General features: G+C 45.7%; 18 protein-coding genes. 6 read left to right on the top strand and 12 right to left on the bottom strand.

The annotated features are described in order from the left end of the window. Nucleotides 1–567 precede the first annotated feature (567 nt). From AC5JPO_RS07610 to AC5JPO_RS07645, 8 genes are all read right to left on the bottom strand, one after another. Nucleotides 568–1,809 carry an NAD(P)/FAD-dependent oxidoreductase gene (locus AC5JPO_RS07610; protein ID WP_493853721.1) on the bottom strand — a complete coding sequence of 414 codons (1,242 nt, stop codon included), beginning with the start codon at nucleotides 1,807–1,809 and terminating at the stop codon, nucleotides 568–570. 228 nt (nucleotides 1,810–2,037) lie between these two features. Next, complete coding sequence (gene acs / locus AC5JPO_RS07615; RefSeq protein WP_493853722.1) at nucleotides 2,038–3,999, bottom strand: acetate--CoA ligase; 1,962 nt, start codon at nucleotides 3,997–3,999, stop codon at nucleotides 2,038–2,040. 412 nt (nucleotides 4,000–4,411) lie between these two features. After that, the gene (locus tag AC5JPO_RS07620) at nucleotides 4,412–5,644 is read right to left on the bottom strand and encodes an ABC transporter substrate-binding protein (protein ID WP_443525228.1); all 1,233 of its coding nucleotides are present in this window, start codon (nucleotides 5,642–5,644) and stop codon (nucleotides 4,412–4,414) included. 87 nt (nucleotides 5,645–5,731) lie between these two features. Continuing rightward, a complete protein-coding gene (locus tag AC5JPO_RS07625; protein ID WP_493853723.1) occupies nucleotides 5,732–7,717 on the bottom strand; it encodes an AMP-dependent synthetase/ligase in 1,986 nt (661 codons plus the stop codon). A 5-nt stretch (nucleotides 7,718–7,722) separates the two neighbouring features. Then, nucleotides 7,723–8,565: an ABC transporter ATP-binding protein gene (locus AC5JPO_RS07630; protein WP_493853724.1), complete on the bottom strand. Its 843-nt coding sequence runs from the start codon at nucleotides 8,563–8,565 to the stop codon at nucleotides 7,723–7,725. Then, nucleotides 8,565–9,332: an ABC transporter ATP-binding protein gene (locus AC5JPO_RS07635; protein ID WP_443525223.1), complete on the bottom strand. Its 768-nt coding sequence runs from the start codon at nucleotides 9,330–9,332 to the stop codon at nucleotides 8,565–8,567. The genes AC5JPO_RS07630 and AC5JPO_RS07635 overlap by 1 nt, the downstream gene beginning before the upstream one ends. Next, on the bottom strand, nucleotides 9,329–10,426 hold the full coding sequence (locus AC5JPO_RS07640) for a branched-chain amino acid ABC transporter permease (protein WP_493853725.1): 1,098 nt from the start codon (nucleotides 10,424–10,426) through the stop codon (nucleotides 9,329–9,331). Before AC5JPO_RS07640 ends, AC5JPO_RS07635 begins: the two co-directional genes overlap by 4 nt. Nucleotides 10,427–10,502: 76 nt before the next feature. Continuing rightward, a complete protein-coding gene (locus tag AC5JPO_RS07645) occupies nucleotides 10,503–11,381 on the bottom strand; it encodes a branched-chain amino acid ABC transporter permease (RefSeq protein ID WP_493853726.1) in 879 nt (292 codons plus the stop codon). Between the two features lie 348 nt (nucleotides 11,382–11,729). Here AC5JPO_RS07645 and AC5JPO_RS07650 point away from each other — a divergent pair, with 348 nt between their 5' ends. Together AC5JPO_RS07650 and AC5JPO_RS07655 are read left to right on the top strand one after the other, a co-directional pair. After that, entirely contained in the window at nucleotides 11,730–13,070 is a 1,341-nt protein-coding gene (locus AC5JPO_RS07650) for a BaiN/RdsA family NAD(P)/FAD-dependent oxidoreductase (protein WP_493853727.1), read from the top strand. Between the two features lie 115 nt (nucleotides 13,071–13,185). Continuing rightward, nucleotides 13,186–14,205 (top strand): pirin family protein, encoded by a 1,020-nt coding sequence (locus AC5JPO_RS07655; protein WP_493853728.1) that lies wholly within the window; start codon nucleotides 13,186–13,188, stop codon nucleotides 14,203–14,205. Between the two features lie 99 nt (nucleotides 14,206–14,304). Here the strand turns inward: AC5JPO_RS07655 and AC5JPO_RS07660 are convergent, their stop codons facing one another. Together AC5JPO_RS07660 and AC5JPO_RS07665 are read right to left on the bottom strand one after the other, a co-directional pair. Continuing rightward, nucleotides 14,305–15,408 (bottom strand): alkene reductase, encoded by a 1,104-nt coding sequence (locus tag AC5JPO_RS07660; protein ID WP_493853729.1) that lies wholly within the window; start codon nucleotides 15,406–15,408, stop codon nucleotides 14,305–14,307. A 223-nt stretch (nucleotides 15,409–15,631) separates the two neighbouring features. Next, on the bottom strand, nucleotides 15,632–16,561 hold the full coding sequence (locus AC5JPO_RS07665; RefSeq protein ID WP_493853730.1) for a DMT family transporter: 930 nt from the start codon (nucleotides 16,559–16,561) through the stop codon (nucleotides 15,632–15,634). Between the two features lie 605 nt (nucleotides 16,562–17,166). Between AC5JPO_RS07665 and AC5JPO_RS07670 the strand changes: the two genes are divergently transcribed. The 3 genes from AC5JPO_RS07670 (at nucleotide 17,167) to AC5JPO_RS07680 (ending at nucleotide 19,483) form a co-directional block, all read left to right on the top strand. Beyond that, nucleotides 17,167–17,580 (top strand): hypothetical protein, encoded by a 414-nt coding sequence (locus AC5JPO_RS07670; protein WP_493843878.1) that lies wholly within the window; start codon nucleotides 17,167–17,169, stop codon nucleotides 17,578–17,580. Nucleotides 17,581–17,808: 228 nt separating this feature from the next. Further along, nucleotides 17,809–18,813, top strand: coding sequence for a lipoate--protein ligase (gene lplA / locus AC5JPO_RS07675; RefSeq protein WP_493853731.1), 1,005 nt, complete (start codon nucleotides 17,809–17,811; stop codon nucleotides 18,811–18,813). A gap of 106 nt (nucleotides 18,814–18,919) precedes the next feature. Beyond that, a complete protein-coding gene (locus AC5JPO_RS07680; RefSeq protein WP_493853732.1) occupies nucleotides 18,920–19,483 on the top strand; it encodes a hypothetical protein in 564 nt (187 codons plus the stop codon). Between the two features lie 171 nt (nucleotides 19,484–19,654). On the opposite strand, the gene AC5JPO_RS07685 is transcribed toward AC5JPO_RS07680, so the two are convergent. Next, entirely contained in the window at nucleotides 19,655–21,790 is a 2,136-nt protein-coding gene (locus AC5JPO_RS07685) for a 2,4-dienoyl-CoA reductase FMN-binding domain-containing protein (protein ID WP_493853733.1), read from the bottom strand. Between the two features lie 486 nt (nucleotides 21,791–22,276). Here AC5JPO_RS07685 and AC5JPO_RS07690 point away from each other — a divergent pair, with 486 nt between their 5' ends. Continuing rightward, nucleotides 22,277–23,941, top strand: coding sequence for an AMP-binding protein (locus tag AC5JPO_RS07690; protein WP_493853734.1), 1,665 nt, complete (start codon nucleotides 22,277–22,279; stop codon nucleotides 23,939–23,941). Nucleotides 23,942–24,198: 257 nt separating this feature from the next. On the opposite strand, the gene AC5JPO_RS07695 is transcribed toward AC5JPO_RS07690, so the two are convergent. After that, a complete protein-coding gene (locus AC5JPO_RS07695; protein WP_319052139.1) occupies nucleotides 24,199–24,618 on the bottom strand; it encodes a DUF6691 family protein in 420 nt (139 codons plus the stop codon). Nucleotides 24,619–24,642 lie beyond the last annotated feature (24 nt).

Below are 24,642 nucleotides of genomic sequence, written 5' to 3' on the forward strand. Positions count from 1 at the left end.
CTAACCTATTGAAAGCATTGAACGTTAAAAGCATTGAACGCTTTGATCACTAACTCTTAACCCCAACTGTAGAGACCTTCTCATTTATTTAATCGCTTACCGTTTAGAAACCCCTTAAACGACAATGGCTTAAATGCTAACTACTTAAAACGTGTGCGGCTATTTTAGCAGTCAGAGGTTATCTTCAGACATATGATTTGAGGTTTTTAAAACGTAATATACTGTAACCAGAACCGCCCAACCGTAACCAATTAGGTTATGATAGCAACTGCAATAAAACACTTGTACACTCAAAAATAAGTCTATCTTGCCTTTCATATGGGTCATTATGACTGTGATAAATGACAATATAGAGAACTAATAACTACAATAAATCACGACCACGGAATATGTAGCTTACCTACCTACACAGCCCGTTTTCCTCAGCCCGCAGTATCTCCTCTGTGGGCCTTTTTTTGTCTTTGAACTTCTCGCTTGTACTGTCTCTATCTAACTCAGATTGAATGAGTGACTGATCTGATTACTGCTTGGTTTGATATGCTTATAATTCAAAAAAATTAATATCTACTACGCTTGTTTCGCTTGCCCAATGGTCTGAGCGGTTTGTAGTGCTGCTTGGTAGCAGCTCTCGATATTCCCTTTTGTACACCAGTCACCGCTGACTATCCATTGTTTGGACTCATCTACTAGGATGCCTAATGCTTTCGTATCCGTATCTACTATAGTTGCTGCATAGCGCCAGCGATGACAATCTGTCTGGCTAGGGGCGCTATTCTCATCCCAGCCCAATGCCTGCTTGGCTGCCTGCAATAATTGCTCTTTGACCGCCTCGATATCATCATCGACATGTACCTGCGACCAGTCATTGCGTGCATGAATCGTGACACTTGGTAGTAGTCCATCATGTCCAGGCTTATGATGCTCAATAAATATTCTATCGAGTACAGTGCTATTTACGTAAGCAACATCCCATTGTGGTGCCAACTGATTGTTTAGTGTTTCAGGCAACGGCTGGGAGTCATCCCAACCGAGCATCAGCGTGTAGCACGCCTGCATCTTTGGTTCAGTAATGTTGTCTTGCTGACTAAACCCGCTCCCTGCCATGAGCTCTACCGCCTGACCATTCGGTGCAGTACAGATTACCCAATCAAACCAGCCAAGACTAGCCCCAGTCTCATCAAAGAGCTCAGTTTGCTTTTCGTTTTGATGCTTTTCATTTTGATGTTGAGTCGGGCTTTGGGTAAACTGAGCAAGTGGTGCCACACGAGTTTTGAACACTATGTCTGTATGTTTGAGCGCAGCCGCTAATTCACGTCCCCAGCTGGTCATCTTTGGTGTGCTGATATATCGTGCATGGATAGTATCCCATTGTTCCTTGCTTTTTATATCAGGCGATTGAGCATTGTTGTGTTGTGAGTCAGATGCTGGCATCAGTTCAGCCACCTTGGCACACCATGGCTGTAATAACCCCGTATCTAACCAAGGAGTGATAAACGCTTGGAAGCTAGTGGTCTTTGCTGTAAAGAACTGCGCACCGAATGCCCACTGCCAGTTTTTGCTTGTATCACTATCAGTACGATAACGCGTTGCTAGGCGTCCCACACTACGTGATTTTTCAAAGATAGTGATGTGCGGTGTGAGTGCATGATTGTGGTTCTGGCTTGATTCGCGTTCTAATAGTGTCGCAGTTATCAACCCTGTCAGACCACCGCCAATAATCGCTACTCTTGGTGATAGGGTATCCGTTGAGATCGAAGCATGTTCCGTCATAATGGTCGTAAACCTTATAGAGTCTTTGTGAGTCGCCATTATAGCCACTTTGTGAATCACATCGTCGTATGCGTATGTGCCGTCATGATGTTGTTATTTAGATGTATTGAACCTTCAAAACACCTTAATATCAATATCGTCTACGTAAAAAAGCCATGCTATTCGCGATAGCATGGCTTTTTTTGGCTTTTGTTAAAGATGTATAAGCGAGCCCTACAGGTCAGTTTTGCATATCTTTCTCTGGCAAAAACTAATCAATCAACGACTCTACTCTCCGCGACCAGCTTTGACCTGTTCAACCAGATCATTAATCACTGAGCTATCTGCCAGCGTAGATAAGTCACCCAGTCCAACATACTGTCCTTCTGCTAGCTTACGCAAGATACGGCGCATGATCTTTCCTGAGCGGGTCTTTGGTAGTGCCTCGACCATATAGATAGCATCTAAAGTCGCAATCGGCCCGATCTCAGCACGTACATGACGTTTTAGCTCCGCTTTTAGATCGTCTGTTGTTTCTTCACCTGATTTTAGAATGATGAAGGCACAGATACCTGTCCCGCGTATCTCATGCGGCATACCGACAATCGCAGCTTCGGCAGTAGCCGGATGAGCAACCAACGCGCTCTCAATCTCTGCTGTACCTAAGCGATGCCCTGCAACGTTGAGTACGTCATCGACACGGCCCGTAATCCAATAATGCCCATCTTCATCACGCTGGGCACCATCACCTGTGAAGTAATGACCCGGATAATCACTAAAATATGTCTTTAAGAAGCGCGGATGGTCATTGTAGATCGTCCGCATCTGTCCTGGCCAACCACTGCTGATAACCAAATTGCCTTCTGCCGCGCCTTCCATTATTGCGCCGTCAGCATTGACGACTTGTGGCTTGACACCGTATAGCGGCGTCATTGCAGCACCTGGCTTCAAATCAACTGTGCCTGGTATTGGTGCCATTAGGATACCGCCTGTCTCGGTCTGCCACCATGTATCGACGATTGGACACTTACTATCACCAACAACATTATAGTACCAGTCCCATGCTTCTGGGTTGATCGGCTCACCGACCGAACCTAGCAAGCGTAAGCTTGAACGATCTGACTCATGCACAAAGGCATCGCCTTCTTTCATCATCGCTCGGATAGCAGTTGGCGCAGTATATAGAATAGTAATGTCGTGCTTGTCAATGATGTGTCCGATACGTGCCCAGGTTGGATGCTCTGGTACCCCTTCAAACATAACCGTGGTTGTACCGTTAGCGAGCGGTGCATACGTGGAGTACGTGTGACCAGTAATCCAGCCGACATCTGCGGTACACCAATACACGTCATCTTCTTTGACATCGAATACATCACGGAAGGTGGACAACGCATAAGTAATATAACCCCCTGTGGTATGCACCACACCTTTGGGTTTACCCGTTGAGCCAGAGGTATACAATAAGAATAATGGATCTTCGGCATTCATCACTTCAGGCTCACAGATCTCTGATTGCCCATCAACGAGATTGTGATACCAGACGTCGCGGCGACCACTCATTGGGATAGAGTTACCTGTACGGTGGACGACGATGACTTTTTCGACACTGTCAGTCCCATCCATTTCTAACGCCTGATCGACATTGGCTTTGAGCGGTGTATGTTTGCCGCCGCGTAAGCCTTCATCAGCGGTGATAACGACTTTTGATCGGCTGTCTATCAAACGGTTGCCTAGACTCTCGGCAGAGAAACCACCAAACACCACTGAGTGCACCGCACCAATACGTGCACATGCCAGCATCGAAACCATAGCTTCTGGTATCATTGGCATATATAACGTGACACGATCACCTTTCCCAACGCCAAGCTTGCGTAGCGAATTACCCAGACGACAAACAGCCTCATGTAATTCTTTGAAAGAAATAATCTTGTGTAATGAAGGGTGATCCCCTTCCCAAATAATGGCAGGCTTATAGGGATTGTCTTCAAGATGGCGATCTAGGCAGTTTACTGAGATATTCAGCTCACCATCTTCAAACCATTTGATATTAAAATCATCGAGATCATAATTGACGTTGCTGATTTTTGTCGGTTTCTTTATCCAGTCAATCAGCTCAGCACGCTGTGCCCAAAAAGCATCACTGGTTTCGGTTGATTCGATGGATTGTGCATAATCTTTGTTGTACTGCTCAGGTGTGGTATTGGCTGCAGCCATGAACTCGGCTGTGATAGGGAATGATTTCTGGGTCATAGTTTTGTCCTTTTAATTGTTATGACCTACACAGATAATCGTCTATAACGACCGTCTATACAGGTGATAAGAGCCATCTTCCATAATGTGTGACACTCAGCGATAGTTTGACAAATAAGCGTGACGGTTGCAAGACTTCAACCGCCAAACATAACAATTTCGCTGTACAACTGTGTACTTGCAGACCAATAGCCTCATCTTTGTAAGCACTTATTTTGTTCTCTCCTCTTCTTCCTAATTGCTTTTAATGGCCTATAAGTGATTATCTATTTTGATATTGAGCAAAACCTTTGGACTTATAAGACTATAAGAAACCATTAAGACAAAGGGTGAAATCTAAAGTTGTAAACGACACAAGCCATACTTATGTATGGCTTGTTGTTATCAATATTTAACTATATACAGTACGTACTTATTTGAGCTGCGTAACGGTTTTCCATGCGCCACTGTTCACTTGTGATAAGTAAACATCATTAATCGCAACATGGCTCTCAGGGGTTATTGCGACCGTAGACCCTGTCACGCCATCAACAAAACTAACCGTCTCTAAACCAGCATTGAATGTATCGGCATTCAAATCAGGACCTGCAGCTTTTAATCCGTCAACAGTGATTCTTGCAGCAACATGACCAATAATCGCGCCTGCTGATACGTCTTCACCAGTGGCTTTTTTGAACTTATCAACGAACGCTTTGGTTTCAGGCTCATTGGCTCTTAATGCCAAGTCGTTGTAGTAAGAGACTGCATACAGACCTTCACTTGCACCGCCTGGCGCTGCAGCAACGGCCGGATGGAACCCTGTTGCAGGTGCGATAAACTTCACATCGCTCCAGCCCATTGCGTTTGCCGTACCGACAGCCGTAATAGCGCCTCGGATGGTGAGAGACAACGCAATCAAATCACAATTGGATTCTTTTAGTTTGGCAATCGCCCCTGAGAAGTCTGTCTCATCTGGGCGATGTGAGCTGGAGGCAACCAAGGTGACATTAGGATTATTATCACTGATGTCCTTTGCCGCTGCATTGGTCTCCTCTCCATAATCCGATGGGATATACATGACACATAGGTTTTTCACATCGTTTTCAGCGATCAGATACTCCATCCCAAGTTTCATGGAGTCGTAATAAGTGCTCCCGATTGTATAACGACGATTTAGTGCGCCCTCTTCTTGCATAGGGGTTGCAAACGTGATCGGCATAACGCTAGGGACATTGGCACGATCCATGATAGGGAAACTGGCTAAGTTGTGCGGTGTACCTAACGACATCAACATCGCAAAGACTTTATCGCGGCTCACTAATTTGTTGGCGGCCTGTACTGCTTTTGGCACTTGATAAGAATGGTCTTCGACTATGTAGCGAATCTTTCGACCGTTGACACCGCCTGCAGCATTTACTTCGTCAAAATACATATTGGCCGCAGTGACCGCAGGATTACCAAAACCTGCAAACGGACCAGATAAATCATTTGCACCGCCCAAGACAATTTCGGTATCGGTGACGCCTTGTACTGGTATATCACTCGTAGAAGCTGTCGCTTCGGCATCAGTGCCAGTTGCTGATGTGGTTTCTGGATTATTACACCCAACCAAACCTATCGTCCCAACTGTCAATGCCAGTAGCGTCGTTTTGAATGTCCATCTCATTGCCTATCTCCTTGCGACTGAGTCGCTGTCAGTTTGATGTTACGGTAAATTTGATAGCACTGATCTATACCAACTGTCCGTGTGTAATCAGTACATAGACTCGATTAACGCATGATGTTTTTTCTCAACCAGATTCCTTTTTAATTTCATAGTTGCTGTCAGCTCATCATCTTCAGGACTGAGTAACACGTCTATTAGTCGGAACTTTTTTATGGTTTCGACTTGTGCTAGAGTCGCATTGGCAGACTGAACCACATCATCTATCAAGGCGATCACTTCAGGCGCGTGACACAATGAGCGAAAATCAGAGAACATCACTTGATTGTCTTGGGCATATTTTTCTACGTTTTCTTGATCTATCATGATAAGACAAGTGAGGTACTTACGCTTATCACCAATGACGACCGCGTCTGAGATATAAGGTGAAAATTTGAGCTTGCTTTCTATGGCAGCTGGGGTAACGTTCTTACCACCTGCTGTGATGATGATGTCTTTGATACGGCCTGTGATAAATATATAGCCATCTCTTATCTCGCCCACATCACCTGTATGTAGCCAGCCATCACGTAGGTCGTCAGCGGTTTTTTCGGGCTTGTTCCAGTACCCTGCAAACACATTGCCGCCTTTTAGTAATATCTCGCCATTATCAGCGATGCGAACTTGAGAGTGTGGTAAGGGTTTACCGACGCTACCGACCATTTGGGCGTCTTGAGTATTCATGGATATCACGCCTGTACTTTCAGTCATGCCGTAGCCCTCATAGATAGGCACACCTATCGCATGAAACCAACGAATAATATCCAATGATATTGGGGCAGCCCCAGTAGTAGCACGGCGAACATTTGTCATTCCAATAAGATCGCGAATCTTACGCAATACCAGCCTGTCCCAAAACTCGTAACGAAGCCGTTGACCAGCCGTAGGCGTCTTCCCTGCCATAATCGTGTCAGCATGGTCATGACCCGCTTTTATAGCTTGATCAAATGCCCAGCCATTAAACGCACTGGCATCGCTACGCATATTACTGATAGAGGCGTACATTTTTTCCCATAGCCTTGGAACAGCCGTAAAGGTATTGGGCGATACTTCTTTCATGTTTTCGAATACGGTCTCGGTACTCTCCGCAAAGTTGACGATACAGCCTCTATGAATGGGGACATCTACCGACACCACACGCTCTAGTACATGGCATAAAGGCAAGAAACATAGCTGCTCATCAGTAGGTAGAACCTCGATGACCTCGGTGGTTGTCTTTAGCCCGAACATGACGTTGGCATGCGTTAAAATGGCGCCTTTTGGATCACCAGTCGTGCCCGACGTATAGATCAGTGTGCGTATGTCATTTGCGGTGCTTTGGTCAATATAACTGCCAAAACGCTCTAGCGCATTGTCAACACTTTGACCAAGCGCGTACAGCTCATCCAAAAAGATAACTTGCTCATCTTCTAGGCTACGTAGACCTTTGCGCTCAAAGACGATGACTTTTTTGAGCATCGGTGTCCGCTCACGAATCTCCAAAAACTTATGAAGCTGCTCATCGTTTTCAACGATCAAAAATTTAGACTGACTGTCATTGAGTATATAGGCGAGCTGATCTGGACTGTCTGTGGTATAGACGCCATTGGGTATACCGCCTACAGCGCAGATACCCATATCGCAATAGAGCCATTCTTTATTGTCTTCACTCAAGATAGAAACCGTGTCCCCTTTGGTCAGACCCAGCTCAATAAGTGCCATGCCGATATCACAGCCGCGATGATAATAATCAAGCCAGCTATAACTTTGCCAAATACCAAAAGCTTTTTCACGATGGGCGATTTTTTCTCCTCGGCTCAGGCACATCTGTCGCCAGAGCTTACTTAAGGTATCGCAGCCTTCTAAGACCTGCAGCTCATGGTTATAAGGCGCATTACGTATCTTGCGGCTGTTATTGTGGTCGTTACTATGGCTGTTATTGTAAGTAGAAGACTCCATATGAGCCGATGCTTGCGCCACAGAGATGCTCTCAGCAACCGCCGTATCAGCAGTAGCGGGATGGGTCACATCAATCAAATTATCAGTAGAATTAGTCATGAGTATTATCGCCAAGTCTTTTTGCGTTTCCACCGAGTGGCTTCCGCTGTATTGTCTTTGGTTTGTCCAAGGTAGAACTCTTTAATATCATCAGAGTGCATCAGCTTGTCTGCTGAGCCTGCCATGACGATACGTCCTGTCTCTAACACATAACCATAATCCGCTGCAGCGAGCGCGACTCTTGCGTTTTGCTCAACCAGTAAGATTGTCACGCCCTGCTCTTTGTTCAATCTGTGAATGATGGCAAATATCTCTTGTACCAGTAGTGGTGACAGGCCAAGTGACGGCTCGTCAAGGAGCATCAGTGAAGGGCGTGACATCAGTCCGCGACCGATCGCCAGCATCTGCTGCTGACCTCCGGACATCGTGCCGGCAGCCTGCGTACGGCGGTCTTTGAGTATGGGAAAATACTCGTATATCATCTCAACATCACGCTCTATCTCAGACTTATCACGCCGAGTATAAGCGCCCATTGCTAGGTTTTCGGCAACATTCAAGAACGGGAAAACCTCTCGTCCCTCTGGCACATGTGATAGACCTTTCTTTACTAACCGATCAGGTTCAGTGCCGTCGATACGCTCACCGTGGAACCATACCGCGCCTTTACGTGGATTAATGACCCCAGAGATGGTTTTCATGAGCGTGGTTTTACCTGCACCATTAGCGCCTAAAATCGTGACCACCTTGCCTTCTGGTACCTCAAGGCTTACGCCCCTTAATGCCATGACAGGGCCATAGGCAGATTCTAGGTTACGTACTTCTAGCATGTTGTTCTTTACTTCAGAATCCACTAAATTCATCTCAGTGGTAGGCGCTGCAGACGACAGTGATTTTTTAATTGGTTTCATCACACACTCTCCTGCCCAAGATAGGCCTCGATGACTTGTGGATTGGCTTGAACCTCAGCTGCCGTGCCCTGAGCCAAAAATTTACCTTCAGCCACTGCCAATACGCGATCTGATACTCGGTTGACTAGGCTCATGTCATGCTCGACCATCAATATCGTCAAACCCAAATCTTTTTGCATATCCTCGATCCACCATGCCATCTCGGACGTCTCCTCTACACTAAGACCGGATGCGGGCTCATCGAGCAAAATAAGCTTGGGGTTGGCCGCAAGCGCGCGAGCAATTTCGACGACTTTTCTAATACCATAAGGCAAGCCTGCAATCAGCTGATCTCGATAAGGTGCTAGCTCCAAGAAGTCTATGATTTTCTCAACGTGCATACGATGCTCGCGCTCACTGCGGCGCACTTTTGGTGAAAACAGCAAGTCCTGTATCCATGAGGTGCTACGCTGAGAGTGACGACCGATGAGTAGATTCTGTAGCACACTAGAATGATCAAACAGCTCGATATTCTGAAAAGTACGCGCAATGCCTAGTTTGGCAATGTCATGAGCTGGCAGATCGGTGATGTCCGTACCATCAAAAGTAATACGACCACTGAGCGGCTCATACAAGCGACTGATTAAGTTAAAAATAGTCGACTTACCCGCGCCGTTGGGGCCTACGATTGTAAACACTTCACCTTCGTTAACTTCAAAACTAATGTTATCAACGGCTTTCACACCACCAAACGCGATAGATAACGACTCTACTTGTAATAGGCTCATCGCATACGCTCCGTTTTTAGATAAGTTTTGGAACGGCGGAACAGACCTTTTCGATACAGCGGAAACATATTGAACCACGTGCGTATTTTGATCCACATACCGTATATACCGCGCGGCTCGTAAATGATCATAATAACGATAACCAGAGCAAATAATGCGGTATCAATACCAGGAATGTTGGTGATACTAGCGCCCGTACTTTGACCGATAACGTCACCTAAGATTGCAATAACTTGCGGTAATAAGACGACAACCACTGCACCAAAAAATGCACCGTGTATAGACCCTAAACCACCGATGACAATCTGCAGCAGTATGGTGATGGAGATAACGACAGTAAAACTCTCGTAGTTAACCGCTTGCACGAAATGCCCGTACATAGCGCCGCCAATTGCTGTAATCGCACAAGACAAGCTAAAAGCTAGCGTTTTGGCTTGTGGCACATTGACGCCAAGTGCACGGGCAGAGACCTCACTGTCTCTAATAGCCAAAAACGAGCGTCCAGTATTACTTCTGAGTAGGTTGATATAACCAAAGGTAATCAGGATCACTAGTGCCAAGCATAAGTAATAAAAGGCTTTTGGCGTGATGTAGCGATCGATGGTATAGCCAAAGAGATTGATGGGAGACGCGAAGGTACCAGAGATACCACCGGTAATCGGCTCAGCTACGATAGCAATATCTTCGATGATAATACTAAGCGCCAAGGTGGCAATGGCTAAGTAAATACCACTGGTTCTCAAGATCGGCCGAGCAATCATTGCGCCAATAACACCTGTGATAACTGCACAGGCGATCAAAGCTGGAAAAAAGTTCCAACCTCGACTCATCAGTGCCAGATGACTAAAAGCGCCTATCGCCATAAAAGCAGCATGACCCAAGCTGACTTGACCAGTATGACCCGTCAAAAGCATGAGACCGAGTCCTGATATGGACCAAATTAATATGGCACTGAGCTCACTAATATAATAGTTGCTGAGCAACCAAGGTGCCATTAGGAGTAGTAAGAGAAGCACGCCGTATTTTATAAGCTGGCGTTTATCATCGAAGACATTGATGTCTTGATCGTAGCTGTGTTTAAACTGGGCTTTCATTGACAGTACTCTTCCTTGAAATTGTTTAGAGAAAGCTTTGTCATCCTTGAATCAAAGCGTCTATGAATCAAAGCTTCTATACTTTTTTCTGTTTGACCTGCGAAAAAATACCGCCTGGACGTACGATCAGCACAATCAACATCACCACATAAGGCGCAATCTGACTGAGACCTAACGGCAGATAACGACTGGCGAATGGTTCTATTACGCCAACTAACAGCCCGCCGACGAGAGCACCTGGGAGAGAGCCTAGACCGCCGATTACCGCAGCGGCAAACGCCTTGATGCCGAATAACAGCCCGATGGAGGGTTCGATCGCGCCTTTGGCTGCAAACAATATGCCCGCAAGCGCAGCGACGACACCAGACAGCGCCCAAACAATGCCGTTGACACGTTTGACAGGGATGCCCATATAGTAAGCCGCCATTTGGTTTTGGCTGCTCGCTTGCATCGCGATACCGAGCCGCGTATGGGCAAAGAAGAAGTACAGAATAGAAGTGAGTGCGATGGTAGATACAATAATTATCAGATCCACATAAGCAATACTCAGTGACCCTAACGCCAGCATCTGACCTGAGAACGGTGTCTGTAATGAGACTGGGCTATGTCCCCAGATGACACCCGCGACAAAGCGTATCAAAAAGCCTAGCGAGATGGTGAGAATAACCATGGCGAATTGCGGCTGACCAAAGATACCGCGCAATACGAATCGATCAAGCAGATAACCAAATACCCCCATAATGATGGAGGCAAGCGTGATACCTAATAGAAAAGGAAGGTTTGCTTCATCAGCATTGATGAAAGCGATGCCTAAAAAAGCGCCGAGCATGAGCATATCGCCCTGAGCAAAATTTACAGCCTCAGAGGCTTTGTAAATCAGTACAAAACCCAGCGCTAACAGCCCATATATACAGCCATTAGCAACCCCGCTAATGAGCAGTTGTAGGATATCCATAAAGTCCCTTTTGTCTTAACATTGTCATCCATTACAATGTTTAAATAAGCCGGTCAATCGGCTGGGTTTTCAACTCAATTACTTTTGGAGAACATCATGTCCTTCCAATAAAAATGCCTACATTCTCAACAAATAATAAACGTAATAGCAGTACTAACGAACAATATTTGTGCTTTTACATTATACCAACTACTGTTTGTTGTCTATAAAAAAATAAGGTCATTCAATGATTTATAGCAAATAGGCTTAAGTGATATGCATCAATCACTTAAAACACTTCTATTATTGCCATGATATAATTTGGATACTTTATATCGTTTATCTAAATCTATTTTATAAGTCATCATCATGAGTCAAATGCAAAAACAAGCCAGGTCAGCCAAGTCACATAACCAGTCAATAGATAATCCGTCAGTATCTAAAAAGTCTAATGACAAACATTACGACGTCATCATCGTTGGTGCTGGCGCTTCGGGATTGTATTGTGCACTGACAGCTGGTCGCCGTGGTCGCCGCGTGTTAGTCATAGATCACGCCAATAAAGCGGGCAAAAAAATCTTGATGTCAGGTGGTGGTCGCTGCAACTTTACCAACTATTTCGTTGAGCCTGAGCACTTCATCGGTACCAACCCGCATTTTTGTAAGTCAGCGCTGAGTCGTTATCCGAGTTGGGAGTTTATCGGTATGGTGGAGTCGCATCAGATTCCCTACCATGAGCGTGAGCATGGTCAGCTGTTCTGTGATGACTCTGCCCAAGATATTCTGACCATGCTCTTGGACGAATGCACGGCGGTCGGCGTCCAAGTCAAGCTCAATACTCAAATTGACCACGCGCAAAAGACCGACCATGATAAAGGTAAACGTTTTACACTCACCACCAGCAAAAAGCTAGGCAAAAAAGACACACCAACTGAGGGTCAACCTGTGCAGACGCGCTATAACTGTGAATCCCTAGTTGTGGCGACTGGCGGTCTGTCTATCCCAACGATGGGTGCAACTGGTCTCGGTTATGAATTAGCGCAGCAATTCGGTCATACACTGATAGCGACCGATGCTAGTCTGGTACCATTTACTTTTACAGACAAGACTGGCGAGCTGATCCGTGCATTGGCAGGTATCAGCCTACCTGTCATTGCCAGTAATGAGCGTATCTCCTTCAAATTGCCTGTACTGTTCACTCATCGCGGACTCTCTGGCCCGGCGATGCTACAACTGTCGAACTATTGGCAGACTGGAGAGACCATCATTATCAACCTGCTACCTGATGTGAATGTCACTGATATTTTGCTTGCCCGCAAGCAGTCGCATCCACGCCAGATGATCCGTACTGTACTGGCAGAGAACACAGACAACGCCCTACCCAAAAAACTACTAGCAGCACTACAGACTCATCTGTGGGATGACATCAAAGATACGGAGCTTGCCAATATCAAAGATGAGCGGCTAGCTGATCTTGGCGCTACTCTTAACGGTTGGCTACTCAAGCCCTCTGGTACCGAGGGCTATCGTACCGCTGAGGTTACACGTGGCGGAGTAAAGACGGATGAAGTCTCTTCAAAGACCATGCAAAGCAACTTGCAAGAGGGCTTGTACTTCATCGGTGAAGTGCTCGATGTGACAGGCTGGCTTGGTGGCTATAACTTCCAATGGGCATGGGCCAGTGGGTTTGTCAGTGGCGAAGTCGTTTAGCGCTACTTAGCACCAGCACCATGAAATCCAACACAACATAAGTTCATTTTATTGTGTCATTCATATATAATATTTACTTACCATTATTTATGTTAATGGAATTGCGAGGTAATCAATGCGCCCAATTAAGCAGATTCATGGTGATAAAGCACCACATTGGGTCGGTGACGGATTTTTTGTAAAGACATTAATCAATCACCTTGATGACCATCCAGACTTTAACTACAGTCACACCGATCCGTTTTTATTGTTTGACTATGGTGAGCCCACGACCTTTTCACCCAATCCTGACTACCAGACACAGCCTCATGGTGTCGGTCAGCACCCCCATAAGGGCTTTGAAACAGTCACCATCGCTTACTCAGGTGAGATCAGTCATGCTGACTCGACAGGAGGGCGCGGCGATATTTTAGAAGGTGGTGTACAGTGGATGACTGCTGGTCGCGGTATCTTGCATGAAGAGTTTCATTCTGAAGCCTTTGGGCAGCGCGGTGGTGTGTTTAGTATGGTGCAGCTATGGGTAAACTTACCAAGTGCCAATAAGTTGACCGATCCCAAGTATCAGTCTATCAAGCGTGCTGATATGCCTATCATCGAGCTGATGAACGATAGTGGCGCTGGCTCTCAAGATACTATTGCTAAAGATGCTGTTGCTAAAGGTGCTGACAAGCAAACTGCCATAGGACAAGTCGCTATCATCGCAGGTGACTGGCATGGTCTCACTGGCGCGGCAACGACCTTTACCCCTATTAACTTATGGGATATCGAGCTGCACACAATGGGCACAACGACCATACATATACCAAATACACACAACACGTTGCTGCTTGTACAAGAAGGTACTCTGTTGGTTAATGGCGTATCAGTCAGTGCAGGCAGACTGATTCAGTTTGCAGCGCCAATCTCTGTAGATAATCAGCCTATGCCACTATCTGACGCTACTACCGATGTTACCGATACCATCGAGCTGACCTGCCTTGCAACCACTGATAAGAGCGCCCCTATCAAGTTACTCCTGCTGAGTGGGCAGCCAATCGGTGAGCCAGTTGCAGGTTATGGCCCCTTTGTCATGAATACACAAGAAGAATTAAGGCAGACCTTTCGCGATTATCAAACCGGTAATTTTGGTAAATAAATAAAATTAACCCAAAAAAAGCCCTCTAACTATCGTAGTCAGAGGGCTTTTTTGATACGTCATGCAGCTACTGAGTCAAAAATACTGACTCAATGGCCGTTACGCTTGATCTAAAGAAGGATAGTCGGTGTAACCTTCTGCACCGCCGCCATAGAAAGACTCTGGATGCTGCTCATTGAGCGCCGCGCCTTTTTGGATACGTTCAGGCAGATCAGGGTTTGCAATATAGTCACGACCAAAAGCAACCGCGTCAATATAACCTGCTTTTACGTTTCTCTCTGCTTTTTCGGCTGTGTAGCCACCCGCAGCAATAATCGTATTGTCAAAAGCATCACGGACGCGCTGACGGAATCCGTCGTTATAAGGCGTACCACCTGCCCAGTCAGGCTCTGATAAATGTAAATACATCAGACCACGCTTGTTGATTTGCTCAACCATCCAGACGTTTTCGTCTTCGTCGTAGCCCGCTTCTACATTGTTAAATGTACCTAGTGGCGAGATACGAATACCAACATGGTCTGCATCCCAAGCATCTACGCATGCGTCGACGACATCTAACGTCAGACGTGCACGGTTTTCGCGGCTACCGCCGTATTCGTCATCGCGCTGGTTGGTTTGCTCAACCCAAAATTGATGTAGCAAGTAACCATGGGCACCATGAACCTCTACGCCATCAAAGCCAGCTTCTTGAGCGTTCTTAGTTGCTTGAGCAAAATCAGCAATGACTTGCTTGATTTCATCTAGCGTGGCTGGACGTGGCGGCGTTGCATCGACGCGAATGGCTTGGTTATCGCTATCACGTAGCGAGGTGCGCACACCAACATCAACATTAGAGGCAGAGATTGGCGCTTTGCCGTCTGGCTGTACGCTTTCATGAGAGACCAGACCTGTATGCCATAGCTGCACGACGATCTTGCCGCCTTTGGCATGGACATTGTCTACGATAGCCTTCCATGCCGTGATCTGGTCTGTGGTGTGGACGCCTGGTGCACCTGCATAGCCTTTTGCTTGGAAGGAGACTTGCGTCGCCTCAGTGATGACCAGACCAGAGCTTGCACGCTGAGAGTAATACTCGCCAGCAAGCGCTGTCGGTACATCGCTTGGCTCAACTGAACGCAGACGCGTGAGCGGTGCCATGATAATGCGGTTCTTTAGGGTCTGAGTGCCCATTTCGACGGTTTCAAATAAGTTATCGTGTGCCATAAAAAGCCTTGTTCGTTGTATTAAACCTAAATCACAGGTTTTGTATTTGTTGGTATATAGCGCTCGGTTTTATTGATTTGATTTGCCAAGCGCTTTATTCGTTAGCCGAGTTCTTTATAGGGGGCAGCTGCAATTATTCCAAGCAATATTTACAAACAGATACACCAATATTCACTTATTTGAATCTTTGTAAGCCATTGCTACTAAGACTGTTTACCAAGTCTTAAGCTTTATTTGTCTGAGTGGTATTCTTTGACTGCAGCATACTCTTAACAGATAGCTCTAATGACAGATAGGTACCGATCAAGATTACGATTGAGCCAATAATAGCTTGTATATTTAGCGCTTCACCAAGCAATACATATCCCAAAATAATCGCGAAAATAGGAATAACCAATGTGATGCTCGTGGCACGCGTTGGACCAATATTTTTGATTAACTGGTTCATGAATATCAGAGCAATGGCGGTCGAAAATACGCCGATACATATCACAGATACCCATGCTTTTAGACTGATTGCCTGACCATAAGGGAACTCATTAAAGGCAACAGGCAGCATAATGATGCTACCAATAATCAGTGAGCCTGCCGTGATCGCAACAGGGGAGACATTGAACAGATAGTTTTTGGTGATGTTAGCGCCGACAGCATAGCCAACACAGGCCAGTAACGCATAGCCCATCGGTAGTAGTCCTTCAACCAAGCCTTTACCCTGCTCCCCGCCGCCAAACAGGCTTTCGCTCATCAATATAATGACCCCAACCACGCCAATAACCAGACCGAGTGCTTGTTTTTTTGATAGCCTGTCTTTAAAAAATACGCGAGCGATAAAGCCACTCATCATCGGTACAGAGGCATTCAATACGGCCAATACACCGGCATTCACTGACTGAGCAGAAAACGAAAACAACACAAAAGGCAGCGCTGCCGAAAATATACCGACAAGCGATAGCATTTTCCAATGCGCTTTAATACCCTCTCTGTTTTTTTTCTTTAGTAGTACAAAGACGAGCATGACCAGTCCGGCAAATATCACGCGTAGACTGGCAAAAGCCAATGACCCAAACTCAGGCACGCCAACCCGATAAAACACAAAGGAGAGCGACCACATAAAAGAGAGCGTCACAAAGATGATGAGGTCACGGTTGGTCATTGGGTAATCCTATTAAGTGCTTAGACTGCATTTGCCAACTCGTGTCGGTCATAACTGTCTGCTATGTGGTAAAAATTATCGTGCTGATAAAGCACTATGAAGGTAGAACTTTAGTCGTTTGATATGTCGTTTTTTATAAATTTTATAGCGCCATTCTAATTGATTGACCCATTTTACTTAAAGCCGTATCCATATATTCGTCTTTTTTTATCTTAAATAACCGGGTAAAACACATTATTTAGCGATAGACCAGTAGTTGCTGCTGACCTATAACTTATGTACTTTAGCCTATTTCAGTACCTCACTATTCATATACTGGCAAACTCCGAAGTCACTCTTGAGACATTACTCCCATTAGTACCTATAAGAGTAGAACCTATCCTGATATCGAAGCTCTTTAACAATAAGACTGCGCGATAGATAATCTTAATAATATCAAAGTATAACCAATACTATCTAATCAGTAGGAGTTTTCCTTAAAAATAAAATAGTTGATATTTGTTTACTAATTTTTTACTATCTAGAAAGTATTGGCTCGTATCTAGCGATACAAAAATAGATGACCAATATGATTAGTAGGATTTATAAATTATTGAGGAATGATTATGAAACGGATAGCGTTATGCATCGGTATGATGTCAGTTGCAACGGCAGGGTTTTGCGGGGTTGGTCAGTTCTCAGGTGAGACCACTTGCTACGTTTATAAACAAGACAAATTACAAAAAAAGCTAAACTGTCAGTATGAGGGCGCTGAAGGTGCAGCAATGAGTTATAGTTTTAGGCAGGTCGCTTATAATCTGCCGGGATTTGGCAAAATGGCAACCTCGACCAGTGCAAACTATAATGACCGTAATGAAGTGACTGGATGGACGACGACCGTCAATGACGAGCCCGCGATCATCAGATATCGTCTGCCAACCAATCAGCGTATCGTCAGTGATACCTATGCGCAGTCTGGCAAAGCGGTGATGCAGTGTTATCTCAGTACCAAGTCACAGTGGGAGATTTGTGCTAAATAGGGTGAGATATTATTGAGATTTAATACATCATAAAGCTGAGCCTATTGCTCGGCTTTTTCACTACTAGCAGCAAGACTTAATACTTTCTCTGTCATAGTATTGCTTATAGATTTCATCGAAATACTCTCTCTACCACTCTCCCATTGAACCTCAGCCCTTTATCAGTAAGAATATCAGTATCTATTTATAACACTTACCCTATAAAAACGATTAAAAAAAGGATAAATAATGAAACTGCGCATCTTAAAGTCTGCGGTGACCAATCCTTGGTTCAACCTTGCCACTGAGGACTGGATATTTAATACACTCAATGCCGACTCGCACACGCTTTTCTTGTGGCGCAACTCTGAGACCGTGGTCATTGGGCGCTCGCAAAACCCATGGGTCGAGTGCAAGACGGATAAGATGACGGCAGATGATGTGTTTTTGGCGCGGCGTCAGAGTGGTGGCGGTGCGGTGTTTCATGATTTGGGCAACACCAATTTTACTTTTTTGTCCCCCAAGCACGCGTATGACCAAACGGCTAACTTTACCATTATCATCAATGCGCTAAAAAAGCTGGGCATAGACGCCACGCTATCTGGTCGTAATGACATGCAAGTGGGCAACCGAAAAATCTCAGGCAGCGCCTTTAAACATGCGGCCGACCGCAGCTTTCATCATGGGACACTACTGGTCAATGCCAACATGCAAAAGCTTGGCGACTATCTCAATCCGCATCCGCTAAAACTCAAAGCAAAAGGCATCAAATCTGTGCGTTCGCGTGTGGCAAACTTGGTAAAATTCAATGATGCCATCAATCATGAGACGCTGTCTGAGGCAATTATCGAGGCGTTTTGTGACTATTATGGAGAGACTGCGCCAGTTGAGCAGTTGGATGAAGCCAGCCTTGCCAAGCAGCCAACGCTAAACGCTTACTATCAGCAAATGGCTGACTGGGATTGGCGCTTTGGCAAGACGCCTGAGTTCACCCATCATATCGAGACCCGCTTTGATTGGGGCATGATAGATGTGCATATGGATGTGAAGCAGGCAATGATTTCAGAGGTTGTGATCTTTTCTGACGCGCTAAATGTTGAGCTGATTGACTTGCTCAAAGAGACATTGACGGGTGTTAAATATAATAAGCATGAAATCAAAAATGCGCTCGCTGAACTAGCAAACTCGCAACCTGAATTGGCAGCGCAGGTGAATGATTTTGAACAGTGGTTGATTGATGAGATGAATGCTTGAGCTTGTAGTCTGCTGATATCTTAATCTTGTATATGTCTCTGCATCTTACTTAGCATTTTAGGGGTAGCTATTTAAAGTTAATCCGTTAAAAAAGGTGGAGTAACTCATGGAACAAATCGCCATTATTTTCTTTGCACTGACTTCTTTTTTGGGGATGGAAGACAATACTATTTCAGCCGATAAAACGACTGTGACGGTATACCCTCGTCGCCAAATAGTAGAAATCACTCAACAAGATCTATTTGCTATTGTCCACTCGAATGCAGATGCAACCTACGTCAAACGACAGTGGGCTAGCGTATCGGCTCACTCACAGCAGAGTAATGGCTGGGCAAAAGCATTAGCGCCTTTTCCTAGTAAGACAATAACGCTAGCAACGGTAAATAACCAAATTCAGCCACAGCTAACACTAAGTTATAACGATGAGAAAGATTTGCGTGCGATGGGTATCTGGTATGAGGCTGATAAAAATCATTTTTCTATCAACCATGTACCACGAGATGATCTGCAAACGACAGATGGTAAATTAATAGGAAATTATTGGGTATTTAACGCAGACAAGCCTTTTAGCTTTACCCTTGAGCCGTTCAAAGCGCTACCTCAGGTATACCTGAATCTTAAACAACCATTAACGCAAATACTGGCTGAAGACGATGCTCTAATACAATAGCCTCTCACTAACGCCTCTCTATAGTTGAAGTCTTTGCCATTAAAATAATTACGATATCGGACTAAAATAAAGCCAGATAAATAAGGCACTAACTACCACTTTTTCTAAAGTAAAAAAGCAGCAAGATAATCTATCTTGCTGCTTTTATATTTAACTCAAGCTATCTAACTTTTAGATTTCTGCAGCAACCTCAGCACCATCACGAATTGCACGTTTGGCATCTAGCTCAGCGGCGAGCTTGGCGCCACCGATGAGGTGATATTGCTCGTCTGGTGCATCACCGACATTTGGCATTAGCTCAACGACCGACTCTTGACCAGCGCAGACGACGACGCTATCGACACGTAGTAGCTGGCTTTGACCTTGGGCGTTGGTCACCCAGATACCTTCGTTAGTGATCTTGTCATACTGCACGCCAGCCACTTGGATGACGCCATGCGATTTGATATGGGCGCGATGCACCCAGCCTGAGGTTTTGTTCAGACCACTGCCCAGACGACCTTTGCTACGCTGCATGAGATAGACTTGACGAATTGGCTTAATCGCTTTAGGTCTGACCAGTCCGCCATCACTTTGATAGTCAGTATCATTAGTCACGCCCCACTCTTCGCGCCACTCACTGATTGACTGCGGCTCAGGGCGATAGCTTGGGTCTTTGAGACCCTCAGGACCGATCTCGTCCAACGACTGACCATGGTTGGCTGTCAGATACTCACTGACATCGAAACCAATACCGCCAGCACCGATAACCGCTACCGTATCACCTACGGCTTTTTCACCAGAGAGCAATTCTGCGTAGCTGATGACTTGTGGCAAATCAGCACCTTCGAGCTTACCTGCTAGGCTTCTAGGAACGACGCCCGTGGCCACAATGACATGATGGAACTTAGCTTTTTCTAGCATGTCTTTATCCACAAAGGTGTTGAGTTTGACCTCGACGCCCAAGTGCTCAAGCTCATTAATATAGTAGCGAACAGTCTCAAAAAACTCTTCTTTACCAGGGATGACTTTGGCATAGTTGAACTGTCCGCCCAGCACATCTTTTGCTTCAAACAACGTCACATCATGACCACGTAAGGCGGCGACGTGAGCCGCTGACATACCAGCGACACCGCCACCGATGACAGCGACTTTTTTCGCTTTTTTCGCTTTTTTGTAGACCAGCTCTGTCTCATAGCACGCCTGCGGATTGACCAGACAAGTCGAACGTTTGTTTTCAAACGTATGATCGAGGCACGCTTGGTTACAGGCGATACAGGTGTTGATTCGATCTGTCTGACCGTTTTTGGCTTTGTTGACCCAATGCGCATCCGCCAAGAATGGACGTGCCATTTGAATCACATCTGCCTGACCATCAGCGATGATTTTTTCTGCGGTATCTGGCATGTTGATGCGGTTGGCCGCCATCATTGGGATATTGATGTGTTTTTTGATCTCAGCAGTAAAGTCAACGAAAGCCGCGCGCGGGACACTCGTCACAATAGTCGGGACACGCGCTTCATGCCAGCCGATACCCGTGTTCATGATCGTCACGCCCGCCTCTTCTAGCGCTTTTGCTACGGTGATGACTTCATCCATAACGTTACCGTCTTTGACTAAGTCAATTACTGACAGACGGAACAAGATAATAAAATCTTCACCCACGGCTTCACGAACAGCTGTGACTACATCAACCGCGAATTTCATACGACCTTGAATATCACCGCCATAGATGTCTTTACGCTTATTGACATGACTGGATAAAAACTGATTGAGCAAGTAGCCTTCAGAACCCATGATTTCGACGCCGTCATAGCCTGCTTGCTTGGCAAGTTTGGCACAGCGTGCATAGTCTTTTACCGTCTGCTCGATGTTTTTGATGCTCATCTTACGTGGTTTGAACGGTGAAATTGGGGATTTGATTGGGCTAGATGACACCGCAAAAGGATGATACCCATAACGACCACTGTGCAATATCTGCATAATGATTTTGCTGTCGTGCTTATGGACAGCACGAGTGACCCGCTGGTGATTGATGACATCTGCTTTGCTATTCATCGTGCCGCCAGCAGGCAGTAGCCAGCCTTCGCGGTTGGGCGAAATACCGCCCGTGATCATCATGGCCACGCCGCCACGGGCACGCTCTTCAAAATACGCCGCGAGCTTACCGTAGTTATAGAAACGGTCTTCAAGCCCCGTATGCATAGAGCCCATGACCATACGGTTTTTTAGGGTAGTAAACCCTAATTCCAATGGCTCAAATAAATGGGGATAGTATTCATTGGTGCTGGCGGTATCGATCGTATTAGCAGAACGGCTGGCAGTCATATCATTTTCCTTATGAATGGTTTTTTGGACTATTTTTGCAGAACAGACATACTATAAGATGTAGCGTTATCAGTATCGTAACACACCGCTATTATTGTCAGCTATGTAGACAAACGACTGATGAGTGAGCACTATATACATGACGGCAGCAAGATAACGGTTGGATGGCAATTGGGCGACAGTGGAAGGATGGCTAAATAATAGTAGGATACCAATTATGCAATAAGCAACCGCACTGGCAGTTATAAAAAATAACCCAAATTGCCAGGCAGCTTGCCTACAGTGGGGCAGATGCTTTTGCCAGTATCTTTCGTAACTATAGTATCTAGCGTAACTAAAGAATCTCTCATAGCATAGTAGGATAATCGATAAAAATCGACTATTATAAAAGCTTTCTGTGTTAAATTACTGTGCTAGGCGACCGCATTATAGAAAGGTAATATGCTGAGTTACCGCATTATAGCAATACGATAAAGGACTATCACCATGACAGATTTTCATACTGGTCTTGGCAAAAACGCCGCCAACCACCAACCGCTCACCCCTATTGATTTTATCATCCGTAGCGCGCAAGTTTATCCTGATAAAACCGCCATCATCTATGATGATCTAGAGCACAACAACCTCACTCAAACATGGCAACAGACCTATACCCGCTGTCGTCAACTGGCGGATGGACTACGCAAACTGGGTATTGATAAAAATGACACGGTCGCCGTCATGTTGCCAAACACGCCCGCGATGGTCGAATGCGCGTTTGGTGTGCCGATGTCAGGTGGCGTACTCTGCACACTGAACACGCGCCTCGATATCAATGCCCTTACCTTTTGTTTACAGCATTCAGAAGCAAAGGTTTTAATTTTAGATAGCGAGTTTGCTGAGCACGCCGAGATCATCACTGAGACTTTCCCCAACTTGATCGTCATTCACGCAGCGGATGCGGCTATCGATGTTGAGCCGTTTGGACAGATGAGATATGAGGCTCTGGTTGCCAGTTCAGACAGTCTGGACAATTGGGAGATGCCAGCAGACGAATGGGATGCTATCGCTCTAAATTATACCTCTGGCACGACAGGCAAACCCAAAGGCGTGGTCTATCACCACCGCGGGGCTACGCTCAATGCTGTCTCCAATATATTAGATTGGGACATGCCAAAGCATCCAATGTATTTGTGGACGTTGCCGCTGTTTCATTGCAATGGTTGGTGTTTTCCTTGGAGTATCGCTGAGCGCGCTGGAGTCAATGTTTGTTTGCGTCACATTGATGCAGATTTGATATTACAGCTGATTGCCAAGCATCAGGTCACCCATTATTGCTCCGCGCCCGTCGTACATAATATGATTGCTGGCGGCAAATCAGAGTATAAGGATGCCATCACGCATACAGTCAAAGGTTGGGTCGCTGGTGCACCGCCATCCGAGACCATGCTAGCAGCGATGGAAGCAATGGGCTTTCATATCTCACATGTTTATGGACTTACTGAAGTATATGGACCCGTGACAGTTTGCGCTGAGCAAGAAGAATGGAATGAGCTTGACGTCGCCACACGCGCCCAAAAAAAATCTCGTCAAGGTATGACTTCCCATCTTATGGCAGGGTTTGAGGTATTTAAACAAGGTACCACTGAGCCCGTGGCCGCCGATGGCGAAGAGATGGGCGAGCTGGCATTACGTGGCAATATGGTGATGAAAGGCTATCTCAAAAGCCGCAAAGCCACCGAAGCAGCATTCGCCGATGGCTGGTTCCGTACAGGTGATTTGGGTGTCAAATATCCTGATGGCTATATTAAAATCATGGATAGACTCAAAGATATCATCATCTCAGGCGGTGAGAACATCTCTAGTATCGAGGTAGAAAACGTCTTGTACAAACTCCCAGCAATCGAGAGCTGTGCGGTCGTCGCCGCGCCCCATGATAAATGGGGAGAAGTACCCGTCGCCTTTATCGAGATTCATACTGGTAGCACGCTACAACGCGATACCGTGATGGCGCACTGTAGTCAGCACCTAGCAGGCTTCAAAGTGCCAAAATATATTGTTTTTGCCGAAATACCAAAGACCAGTACGGGTAAAGTGCAAAAATTTGAGCTACGCCAAGCCGCAAAATCATTGGCACACGAAACGCCAAAAGTAACTGCCAGTGTTAAATAAAATAGCGACTTATTAAGTCATATCATTAATCATTGCTCATGAAAAAGGTCAGCGACACATAACTGACCTTTTTTCGAATGCTAGCCTATTTATACGATAGTTGGTTCAATATAATTTGGAGACAAGGAAGCTAAGGAAGCTAAGGAAGCTAAGGAAGCTAAGGAAGCTAAGGAAGCTAAGGAAGCTAAGGAAAAGTACTACAAATAGTGGACTAAGCGAGGCTGACACCGTATCCAGTTTATAGAGAACTAACTATATCAACCAAGTTTGGGCTCAAGCCATTGGTAAATCAGCATTCCTATGATCATAGCTGGGATAAACACATACGCTTGCCATTGTCCTGTACCAAGCAGCACAATACCGGGCCCTGGGCAAATACCCACCAGTCCCCAGCCGATACCAAAAAGCATGGCACCAATGATCAGTTGTTTGGTGATAATGGTTTTGCTTGGCATATCGATCGGCGTGCCAATCCAGCTGCTTTGTTGACGCTTGGCCAATAACACACCAAAAAACGCCACAACCAAACCGCCACCCATCACAAGAGCAAGGGAGATATCCCAGGCGCCAAACACGTCCAAGAATCCTTGCACCTTCACAGGATCAGTCATACCTGATACCAGCAGTCCAAACCCAAATAGTAATCCGGCTAGCAATCCGATTATATTCTTTAGCATTGTTGTCTCTCGCTATTATTATTT

It is taken from the genome of Psychrobacter sp. H25 (genome assembly GCF_059076335.1).

Excerpts from the sequence above, each read along its gene's own strand:
- AC5JPO_RS07695 (WP_319052139.1), bottom strand. The coding sequence starts at position 24,618 with ATGCTAAAGAATATAATCGGATTGCTAGCCGGATTACTATTTGGGTTT.
- AC5JPO_RS07685 (WP_493853733.1), bottom strand. The coding sequence starts at position 21,790 with ATGACTGCCAGCCGTTCTGCTAATACGATCGATACCGCCAGCACCAAT.
- AC5JPO_RS07655 (WP_493853728.1), top strand. The coding sequence starts at position 13,186 with ATGCGCCCAATTAAGCAGATTCATGGTGATAAAGCACCACATTGGGTC.
- AC5JPO_RS07610 (WP_493853721.1), bottom strand. The coding sequence starts at position 1,809 with ATGGCGACTCACAAAGACTCTATAAGGTTTACGACCATTATGACGGAA.
- AC5JPO_RS07665 (WP_493853730.1), bottom strand. The coding sequence starts at position 16,561 with ATGACCAACCGTGACCTCATCATCTTTGTGACGCTCTCTTTTATGTGG.
- AC5JPO_RS07630 (WP_493853724.1), bottom strand. The coding sequence starts at position 8,565 with ATGAAACCAATTAAAAAATCACTGTCGTCTGCAGCGCCTACCACTGAG.
- AC5JPO_RS07660 (WP_493853729.1), bottom strand. The coding sequence starts at position 15,408 with ATGGCACACGATAACTTATTTGAAACCGTCGAAATGGGCACTCAGACC.
- AC5JPO_RS07680 (WP_493853732.1), top strand. The coding sequence starts at position 18,920 with ATGGAACAAATCGCCATTATTTTCTTTGCACTGACTTCTTTTTTGGGG.
- AC5JPO_RS07635 (WP_443525223.1), bottom strand. The coding sequence starts at position 9,332 with ATGAGCCTATTACAAGTAGAGTCGTTATCTATCGCGTTTGGTGGTGTG.
- AC5JPO_RS07640 (WP_493853725.1), bottom strand. The coding sequence starts at position 10,426 with ATGAAAGCCCAGTTTAAACACAGCTACGATCAAGACATCAATGTCTTC.
- AC5JPO_RS07670 (WP_493843878.1), top strand. The coding sequence starts at position 17,167 with ATGAAACGGATAGCGTTATGCATCGGTATGATGTCAGTTGCAACGGCA.
- AC5JPO_RS07625 (WP_493853723.1), bottom strand. The coding sequence starts at position 7,717 with ATGACTAATTCTACTGATAATTTGATTGATGTGACCCATCCCGCTACT.
- AC5JPO_RS07690 (WP_493853734.1), top strand. The coding sequence starts at position 22,277 with ATGACAGATTTTCATACTGGTCTTGGCAAAAACGCCGCCAACCACCAA.
- AC5JPO_RS07650 (WP_493853727.1), top strand. The coding sequence starts at position 11,730 with ATGAGTCAAATGCAAAAACAAGCCAGGTCAGCCAAGTCACATAACCAG.
- acs (WP_493853722.1), bottom strand. The coding sequence starts at position 3,999 with ATGACCCAGAAATCATTCCCTATCACAGCCGAGTTCATGGCTGCAGCC.
- AC5JPO_RS07645 (WP_493853726.1), bottom strand. The coding sequence starts at position 11,381 with ATGGATATCCTACAACTGCTCATTAGCGGGGTTGCTAATGGCTGTATA.
- AC5JPO_RS07620 (WP_443525228.1), bottom strand. The coding sequence starts at position 5,644 with ATGAGATGGACATTCAAAACGACGCTACTGGCATTGACAGTTGGGACG.
- lplA (WP_493853731.1), top strand. The coding sequence starts at position 17,809 with ATGAAACTGCGCATCTTAAAGTCTGCGGTGACCAATCCTTGGTTCAAC.